This window comes from Streptomyces sp. NPDC002785 (assembly GCF_040295565.1).
In the GTDB taxonomy this organism is placed as follows: Bacteria; Actinomycetota; Actinomycetes; order Streptomycetales; family Streptomycetaceae; genus Streptomyces.
In genome coordinates this window covers 1-8,936 of sequence record NZ_JBEOVN010000256.1, presented here as the reverse complement: position 1 = coordinate 8,936, position 8,936 = coordinate 1, and the positions used below count along the sequence as shown (strand labels likewise).

6 protein-coding genes are annotated in these 8,936 nt (G+C 72.7%); 3 read left to right on the top strand and 3 right to left on the bottom strand.

Features of this window, described 5'->3' with window-relative positions; translation table 11 throughout:
* On the top strand, positions 1–856 hold an 856-nt coding region (locus tag ABTZ94_RS34050; protein WP_351206757.1), incomplete at its 5' end, for an alpha/beta fold hydrolase.
* Between the two features lie 27 nt (positions 857–883).
* On the opposite strand, the gene ABTZ94_RS34045 is transcribed toward ABTZ94_RS34050, so the two are convergent.
* Together ABTZ94_RS34045 and ABTZ94_RS34040 are read right to left on the bottom strand one after the other, a co-directional pair.
* Positions 884–2,740, bottom strand: coding sequence for an ABC transporter ATP-binding protein (locus tag ABTZ94_RS34045; RefSeq protein WP_351206755.1), 1,857 nt, complete (start codon positions 2,738–2,740; stop codon positions 884–886).
* Positions 2,737–4,431: an ABC transporter transmembrane domain-containing protein gene (locus tag ABTZ94_RS34040; RefSeq protein WP_351206753.1), complete on the bottom strand. Its 1,695-nt coding sequence runs from the start codon at positions 4,429–4,431 to the stop codon at positions 2,737–2,739. Before ABTZ94_RS34040 ends, ABTZ94_RS34045 begins: the two co-directional genes overlap by 4 nt.
* A 432-nt stretch (positions 4,432–4,863) precedes the next feature.
* Between ABTZ94_RS34040 and ABTZ94_RS34035 the strand changes: the two genes are divergently transcribed.
* Both ABTZ94_RS34035 and ABTZ94_RS34030 read left to right on the top strand, forming a co-directional pair.
* A complete protein-coding gene (locus ABTZ94_RS34035) occupies positions 4,864–6,585 on the top strand; it encodes a CocE/NonD family hydrolase (protein ID WP_351206751.1) in 1,722 nt (573 codons plus the stop codon).
* A gap of 50 nt (positions 6,586–6,635) precedes the next feature.
* On the top strand, positions 6,636–7,994 hold the full coding sequence (locus ABTZ94_RS34030; RefSeq protein WP_351206749.1) for a methyltransferase: 1,359 nt from the start codon (positions 6,636–6,638) through the stop codon (positions 7,992–7,994).
* Between the two features lie 58 nt (positions 7,995–8,052).
* On the opposite strand, the gene ABTZ94_RS34025 is transcribed toward ABTZ94_RS34030, so the two are convergent.
* Positions 8,053–8,802: a hypothetical protein gene (locus ABTZ94_RS34025; RefSeq protein ID WP_351206747.1), complete on the bottom strand. Its 750-nt coding sequence runs from the start codon at positions 8,800–8,802 to the stop codon at positions 8,053–8,055.
* Positions 8,803–8,936 lie beyond the last annotated feature (134 nt).

The window sequence follows — 8,936 nt, the reverse complement described above, 5'->3', positions numbered from 1 at the left end:
CACGTGCCGGGGCACCCCGGCACGTGGCCGATCGCGTGTACGGGCGGGCTTCGACCGTGCGGAGGGGCAGACAGTGGCGACACTGACGACGGGTCGCGAGCGTGAGGTGCGCTATCGGCGGACGGGCAGCGGCCCGCCCGTGGTGCTCGTCGCCGCGGGCGGACCGGGTGACTTCTGGCAGGCCCACCAGGTACCCGCCCTGGTCGCCGCCGGCTATGAGGCGATCACCCTCGAACTGCCGGAGGCCGCCGGGCCGCGGGACGAACTGACCGCACTGCTTGCGGAGTCCGTCGAACTACTGGGCACCGGGCCGTGCGGGCTCGTCGGGTTCTCGCTCGGCGCGCAACTCGTCCAGGGGCTGCTCGTCCACCGCCCAGATCTGTGGACGCGGGCGGTGCTCGTGGCGACCCGGGGCCGGCCGGACCCGGTGGGCGGCGCCTTGCTTTCGGCGGAGCGTGCGCTGCATGAGGCCGGGGTCCAACCGCCGCCGCGCTACCAGGCGTTCTTCCAGGCGGTGCTGCACCTCGGGCCTCGTACCTGGGAGCGGGAGGGTGAGATCCTGGACTGGCTGGACCTGTTCGAGGCCGGCGTGCGGGCCGGCGGCGTACCCGGGGAACCGCCCGGTGACCAGGCCGACCAGCTCGCCGGGCTGCGCGGGGTGACGGGCCCGGTCCTCGTCCTGGGCTTCCAGCACGACCTCGTGGCCCCTCCCCGGCTGGGCCGCGAAGTGGCCGAGGCGCTGTCGGCGGGTTGTTACCGGGAGATCCCCGACTGCGGCCACTACGGCTGCCTGGAGCGGCCCGGCACCGTCAACGAGGCGATCGTGGGGTTCCTCGGCGCCCCGGCCCCGCGCTGAGGCGGGGCCGGGGCTGCCGCTCCCGGTTCAGCCGCTCGCCTCCGCGCCGCCGCCGGCCGCGGTCCACGACCGCCATAGCCGTGCGTACGCGCCGTCCTTCTCCAACAGCGCCTGGTGGCTGCCGAGTTCGACGATGCGTCCGGACTCCATGACGGCGATCAGATCGGCGTCCTGCACGGAGTCGAGTCGGTGCACGATCGAGATGACCGACCGCCCGGCGAGCAGTGCGGCCATGGACCGCTCCACCTGGCGGGAGGCGGTGGGGTCCATGAGGGCCGTGGCCTCGTCGAGGATCAGGGTGTGCGGATCGGCGAGTAGCAGCCGGGCCAGGGCGATCTGCTGGGCGGTGACGGCCGGTACGTCCGTCACCCCGGTGGCAACCGGGGAGTCGAGCCCGTCGGGCAGCTTGCGCACCCACTCCTCCAGGCCTACGGTCCGCAGGGCGGCATACAGCTCCCCGTCGTCCCAGGTGCCGTCGTCCGGCCCGGTTCCGCCGCCGGGGCCGCGCCGTTCCGGCAGGGTCAGGTTGTCCCGGACGCTGCCCGCGAAGACGTGGTTCTCCTGGGTGACCAGGGCGACCTCGCTGCGCAGAGTGCCGATCGACATCGCGCTCACCGGGGCGTCCCCGATCTCCAGCACGCCCGCCGTCGGGTGGTGAATCCCCGCCAGCAGCTTGCCTAGCGTCGACTTGCCGGCTCCGGAGGTGCCGACCACGGCGATACGGCCGCCGGGCGGGATGTCGAGGTCGATGCCGTGGAGGACTTCGCGGCCGGGGTCGTAGCCGAACCGTACGCCGCGCAGTCGGATCCGCCGACCGGTGGGTACCGCGCCGGTGTCGGACCGCTCTACGGGAAGGCGCTCCACGCCCAGGATGCGCCGGAGCGCCGCGTTGCCGACCTGGAGTTCGTCGGTCCAGGAGAGCAGTTCGACCAGGGGCCCGTTGAGGCTCTGGAGATACAGCATCATGGCGGTGATCTCGGCCAGTCCCACCCGGCCGTCGCGGTAGGCGGCGCCGCCTACCAGCAGGGTGAGCGTCATCGGGATCATGGTGGCCAGATCCAGACTGGGGTACCAGACCGTCTGCAGGCCGGTGATCCGGCGACGGTGGCGGACGACCCGGGCCACCGCGCTCTTGTGGTGGCCGATCCGCCGCCCGGCCAGACCGAGCGCCTCCACGCTGGCGGCACCGCGGACCGTCTCGTGGGTGCTGGCGATCACCTCGGCTTCGTCCTTCAGCAGTTCCTCGTAGCCGCGGGTGGCGCGCGGCCGGTACCAGCGGGTGGAGAACACCGCGAGCGGCAGCCCGGTGAGCAGGAACAGGGACAACAGGGGCGAGGTCAGGAGCATCGCGACGATGGTCAGCGCCAGGGTGACGGTTGCCATCAGGATCCTCGGCATGGCCAGCCGGATGCCCTCGTTGAGCCGGTCGACATCGGAGGTGGCGCGGCTGAGCAGGTCGCCGGTGCCGACGGACTCCACCGTGCCGAGCGGCAGCCGCATGACGCGCCGTACGAAGCTCTCCCGGGTCTCGGCGAGCACCTTCTCGCCGAGCAGGGTGGTCTGTACCTGGGCGGCCCGGGTGAGCAGTGCCTGGACGGTGAGTACGGCCACGAGTACGAGCGCGACCATGTCCACGCGCCAGGTGGTCGTGCCGCGCTGGACGGACTCGACCAGATGGCCCAGCAGCCGGGGGCCGACGAGACCGGTGGCCAGGGCGAGCCCGAAGAGGGCCAGCATCGCGGTGATCCGGCCAGAGTTGCCGCGGACGAACGTCCAGAACCAGTGGTGCACTTCCTGCGGCCCGGCCAGCGGCAACCGGGGTCCCGGCTGCTCGTCGGCGGGGGGCGCCCCGGGGGCGGCATCGGCGGTTTGGGTGGTGGTCATGGTGTTCGTGCCTCTCCGTGGTCGACGTGGCCGCCGGCGATGGCCACCGGATCGAGCGCGACCACGTGGTCGGCGGCGTTTGCCCACAGTGGGCTGCCGCTGAAGACGAGGGTGGTGCGTCCCGCGCGGTAGCGAGCCACGCGCCGGGCGATCAGTGCCTCGGTGGAGGCGTCGACCGCTGATGTCGGATCGTCGAGGACCAGTACGTCGGGGGCGGCGAGCAGGGCGCGGGCCAGGATCAGCCGCTGCCGCTGTCCACCGGACAGTGAGCGACCGCCCTCGATGACGGCGTCGTCCAGCCCGTGCGGCAGTGCCTCGACCACGTCTTCGGCGGCGGCCGCGTACAGCGCCTCACGCAGTTCCTCGTCGGTATGGGCCCGGTCGCCGGCGAGCTCGGCCCGCAGGGGGCCGCTGAAGAGGGTGTCGGCGTAGCTGCACAGGACGAGCTGGCGGCGCAGCTCCGGCAGGGCGATCCGGTCCAGCGGGATGCCCGCGAGCCGGGTGCCGTCCACGGGGGCCGGGGGCCCGTACCGGGTGATCCTGGCCGCAGTCTGTGAACCGTGCTCGCTGCTGGTGACCACGGCCGTGAGCCGGCCCGCCGGTGCTTCGATGCCAGTCGCCTGGTCCTCCAGCGGCAGAGCGTGCGACGGCAGTGCCAACGGGTGTTCCGGCGGCGGGGGTTCGGGGTCCAGGCTGAGGAAGCGGCAGATCCGGCCGGCCCCGACATGGGCTTGGCTGATCGATTCCACGGCCTCCGTCGCCGTACTCACCGGGATGACGAGGAACACCGACGCGCCGTAGAACGCGAGGAGTTCGCCCGGGGTGATGACATCGGAGAGAACGAGCCGGGCACCGAGCCAGGCGACAGCGATGGTGACCAGGCCTGGGAGGAACACCCCGGCGGTGCCGAGCCAGGCCTCCAGCCTCCCGGCGGACTCCCCTGCGCGCCGCACTTCCTGACTGACGCCGACGAAGCGGTCGGTGAACTTCCGCTCCCCGCCGATGCCGCGCAGTACACGCAGCCCCGAGCAGATGTCACCGGCCTGCGCGGTCGCGGTGCCCAGCCGGTCGCGCTGCTCCTCGTTGCGCCGCTGCAGCGGGCGGAGTAGTGGGCCGATCCCGAGTAGAGCCGCAGGTACGCCGATGAGTACCACCACGCCCAGGACGGGTGAGGTGACGGTGAGGGCAACAGCGATGACCAGGAAGGAGACGGCAGCTCCCGAGGACCGGCCCACGACCTCGAAGGCGCTGCCGATGTTGGGGATGTCGCCGGCGGCGACGGCCACCACGTCGCCGGAGCCGGACTTGTGCCGCAGTGATCCGCCCAGCCGTGTGGTTTGTCGCAGCACGACCCGGTGGCTGGTGGCGACCGCGTGCATCTGGCCTCCCACCGCGGCCTGGATGAGTCCCGCGCCGGCGACTGCCTGGAGCACAGCCAGCACCGCGACCACGATGGCCCAGCCGGTGAGCGAGGAGGCCGACCCGCCGTCTATGCCGTCGTCGATGGCGTATCCGACGACCAGCGGGAGCAAGGCGAGCGGAAGCATCCACAGAGCGCCCAGGGCGGCGCTCAGCGCCAGCAGCCATGGGCGGATCCGGATCAGCCACCACAGGTAGCGCCAGGCGCTGCGGTGGTCGGCTTCGGGAACGGTCGCCGGGAGCTCGGCGGGCCGGAACATACCGACAGGCAAGGGAATTTCTCCAAAAGACTGTGGTGGAAGGCGAGAGCCGGGGCATGCACGTACGGTTGCGCACGACTCTGCCAGGGCGCCGGCCGCGTGACGACCGGCTGTGTCGTTCACGCTACGGTTTGCGCCAGGATCTTGACCGCTCTGCTGGCTGGTTCTTTTCGTTGAAACAGCGCTGATTTCCCGGTTCGCGCCGGTCAAAAGGCCCACGACCACGATGCGCCGATCATCTCGGCCGGTTAAAGAGCATGTCAAGGAGATTCCCTGGCGCGGAATGTCGATGGCGATTCGTCCCTGGATAGAGGGCACTTGTGCTGTCGCGCTGTTGACGCCGGGAAGAACGATGACCAATCCTGTGGCCGGCAGGCCCGTAGTTCCCGGGGAGGGAACACACAGGGCGTCGGGAGGAGGAATTCCACCGGTGAGGATCCGCTGATGCGCATCGTAGTGGAACATGATTTGGAGATACCGCTGCGGGACGGCACCGTATTGCAGGCGGACCTTTATCGGCCGGATTCCCGCGCTTCGCTGCCGACGCTGATCCGCCGTACCCCCTACGGCCGTGCCGGCGAACCTGCCGGGCCCGGGCTGGACACCCGGCGGCTGCTGACGGCCGGCTACGGCCTGCTGGTCCAGGACATCCGCGGCCGAGGCTCCTCGGGCGGGGAGTTCGAGCCGTTCTGGGCCGAGGGCGCGGATGGCGCCGACACGGTCGACTGGGCCGCAGCGCAGCCGTGGTGCGACGGCAGGGTCGGCATGCTGGGGCGCTCATACGAAGGCAGCACCGCGCTGCTGGCCGCGGGTCGTGCCCCGCAGGCGCTCCACGCGGTCTCGGCGCACATGGCCGGGTCCGAGTTCCGGGAGGGCTGGTGCTACCAGGGTGGTGTGTTCCAGCTCGGTTTCGTCCTGCACTGGGCCCTGGCCGACCTGCTGCTGCCGGGGGTGCTGGCGGCCGGCCCCGGCAACGCGGGCGCGGCGCAACGGGTGCTCGACGCACTCGACTCCATCGAGGACCTGTACCGGACCCCCGATCTCGCCTGGGAGCTTCTGGACGAACTGGTCCCGTATGTGCGGCGGTGGCGCGAGCACCCCCGGCCCGGCCCGTACTGGCTGCGCGCCGCACCCAACCGGACTTATCCGGCCATGCGGGCGGCCGGACTGCATATCGGGGGCTGGTACGACATCTTCCTCGGCGGAACGCTGGAGAACTACGCCGGGGGACGCCGGCACGGCGGTTCGGCCGCGGCGCGCGAGCACGCCACGCTGGTTGTCGGCCCCTGGTCGCACTGCATCCGCGGCGGGGTCTTTCCCGGACGGCGCTACGGGGTCCGAGCCGACGACCAGGTTCTGGACGTGACCGGGCTGCACATCGAGCATTTCGACCGGACGCTGAAGGGGACGGGCGGGCCGCCGGCGGAGCGGGTGCGAATCTTCCTGACCGGTGCCGACCGTTGGCAGACCTTCCCGGACTGGCCGGTGCCGGACGTCAGCCCTGTGGCGCTGTACCTGACCAGCGGCGCCCGGCATGCCAATTCCGCCGCGGGTGACGGCGCACTGTTCCCGGGCCGGCCCCCTGCGGCCGGCTCGGACCGCTTCCTCCATGATCCCGGCGACCCGGTGCCCACGGCCGGTGGGGCGACCCTGATGACCGGCATGTTCGTCGGCGCGGACTGCGGGCCGCAGGACCAGCGGGCCGTGGAGCGCCGAGCCGATGTGCTCTGCTACACCGGCGCACCGCAGACCGCCGCGCTGACCGTGGTGGGTGAGGTGACGCTCGTCGTACACGTCTCCTGCTCCGGGCCCGCCACGGACATCGCGGCCAAGCTGGTGGATGTGTCACCGGACGGCCGTGCCGAGATCCTGTGCGACGGGATCCGCGCCGGCTACGCGGAGTGCGCCGACGGGCCGCGGCTACCGGGTCGGACCGTCGAAGTCACCGTCCGGCTCGGCGCGGTGGGCCATGTGTTCGCCCCCGGCCACCGCGTACGGCTGGAGGTGGCCGGCAGCAACTTCCCACGTTTCGAGGTCAATCCCGGCACCGGCGGCGATCCGGCCGAGCCCTGGTCCCGGCCTTGCGAGATGGTCGCCACCACCCTTCACCACGGTCGGTCACGCCCCTCCCACCTGCTGCTGCCAGTCCTCACCACCTCCCGCTGACCCCTCTGCCGTAGACGGATGTCCGGCACCGACCAGAGAAGGAGAGCCCCATGAAGGAATCCTCGCAACCAGGGACCGGGGAGTACGGCCGGCCGGCCGGGGCCGCGCCCGGATGGGCCCGGCTCGGCGAGGTGCTGCGAGGCCTGGACTGGGCGCTGCGGACCGAGACGTACCGGCTGACCGCCGGCCGGGGCCTGGAGCCCTGGCTGCAGGAGGGCGCCGCCGACGACCCGCTGTTCCACCTGCTGCACCTGGGCGCGTCCAGCGTCGCGCCGCCGCCGGAACTCGCCGCGGCACTCGCCGCATCGGGCCTGCTCGCCGACCGGGACGACGCCGAGCAGGCCGGAACGCACCGGACGAAGGATCACTATTTCACCGCGTTCCGGGGCCTGTTGACTGTGGCCGACCGCCACGACCGGCCCGCCCGCAGCGGGGTGTACCTCGGCGAGGACGGCCTGACCTTCACCGACCGGCTTCTGAGCGTGCACGCGGGGGGCACAGCGCTGGACATCGGCTCCGGCTCCGGGCTGACCACGAGCGCGCTGGCTGCCCGTGGGCTGCACACCACCGCCATCGACATCAGTCCGGCGTGCGTGGCCGCCACGGCCGCCACGGCCGCGCTGAACGGGCTGGCCCACCGCGTCGAGGCGGTCACGGCCGACGCGACCGCGGCCCTGGAGGGGAGCGGCCGCTACGACTTCATCGCCTCCAACCCGCCGGGCGTGGTGGTGCCTGACTCACTGGCGTACGGGCCCGGCGGGAACGGCGGCCCCGACGGGCTGGACGTGGTCCGGGCCGTCACCGCCAACGCCCCCCGGATGCTCCGGGACGGCGGGGTGCTGCTGATGCGCTTCGAGTCCGCGGGGGACGAGCGGGGGCCGGCGGCGCTGGCGGAGATCTTCGACCACGCGGGGGACAGTTCGGTTCTCGTCACAGTGCAGGCCAGCCTGCCCATGCGGACCCGCAGCGGACTGACCGCGCTACGGGCGGCCGCGCACAACCCCGGGCTGTCCGCGGCCGAGCTCCTGCGGCGGCTCGACGCCCACACCGACGCGCTCGGGGCCTGCCGCTTCTACACGAGCTTTCTGCTGCTGCGCCGGGACGGGCGGGCGCGGCGCGAGGTACGGGACCTGAGTGGAGTCCTGCCCGGCCGGACCCGGGGCGGTGCGAACCGGCCGGAGCCCCCGGCCGAGGACGCCTCCCGGCTGCCCCCGGGCGTGGCCGGCCTGGACTGGGAGGGCCATCTGCGGCTGGTGCGCGAACGCTGGGACGAGGCTGTCCTTGCCGCCCGCAGGCACGGGGATCCCGACGCGGTGGTCGCGGAGGTGTTCGGCGACGCCGTGGAACGCGATCCGGTGCACAGCCGCAGTCTGCACGCGTTCCTCAGCGCCCTGCCCGGAATGCCGTAGCGGACTGCCACCGCGCGGTGTGCCCCCACAGGCCGGGGCTCACCGCGCGGTGGCGGGATCAGCTCTCGCGGCCGTCACCGCCGAGGACTTCGCTTCCCCCGGTATGCACCACGAGCGTCTGCACGGCCGCATCGGTGGTGCCCGGCTCCTCCCAGACACCGCGCACCGCCCACTCGCGGGCCGGAGATCCGCGGGTCCACAGCACCTCCGCGGACCGCAGGGTGCGTCCCCGGCCGGCCTCCAGCCCGTACCACCGCCGAAACTCGGGCGTGTGCCACAGATGGAGCGGGACCCACCGCTCACCGGCCCGTCGGCGCGCGCCCGTACCCAGGCGGTGCAGGGATTCGGCGACGGCTCTGTCCAGCGAGTCGAGGACCGGGACGGCGTGTTCGCGGGCGAAGTGCAGCAGGTACTCGTTGCGCTGGGCTTCCGGCGGGGAGCCGAGAACGGCCCGGCCCGAGTGGTACCAGGTGCCCCATTTGACGTTGGTGACCAGGCCGGGGAGCTCGGGTAGGGCGCGCGGCACATAGAAGAGGATCACGTCGCTCATGCCCATCGCCTCCTCCTCCCACGCGATGTGCTCCTCGTAGGAGAGCGGCCGGCCCGGTTCCGGCTCGGGCAGGAAGACCACGGGGCCGTCCTCCTCGGGCCCTCGGTCCGCGACGAGTTCGTGTATCCGGCGGATGGCCCGGTCCCGCCAGAGCGGGGTGCCGGGGTCGCGTGCGGTGGGGCCGCAGAGGTAGAGGGAAGCCGACCATGTCCCGGGGAACGGCTCTCCGGCCCGGACGACGGTGGCGTCAGCGGGCATGGCCGGCTCCCACGGGCCGGGAGATGTCGCGGACCGCCGCCCGGCCCCACCGGGGGGGGGGCGCGGCCCCCCGGCCCGGGGGCCCCCGGGGGGGGCGGGGGGGGGCGGGCGGGGGGGGAGGAGACGAACACCAG

What these genes read in the sequence shown, in the direction of transcription:
- ABTZ94_RS34045 (WP_351206755.1), bottom strand. Translation starts at nt 2,740, where the DNA reads ATGACCACCACCCAAACCGCCGATGCCGCCCCCGGGGCGCCCCCCGCC.
- ABTZ94_RS34035 (WP_351206751.1), top strand. Translation starts at nt 4,864, where the DNA reads ATGCGCATCGTAGTGGAACATGATTTGGAGATACCGCTGCGGGACGGC.
- ABTZ94_RS34030 (WP_351206749.1), top strand. Translation starts at nt 6,636, where the DNA reads ATGAAGGAATCCTCGCAACCAGGGACCGGGGAGTACGGCCGGCCGGCC.
- ABTZ94_RS34025 (WP_351206747.1), bottom strand. Translation starts at nt 8,802, where the DNA reads ATGCCCGCTGACGCCACCGTCGTCCGGGCCGGAGAGCCGTTCCCCGGG.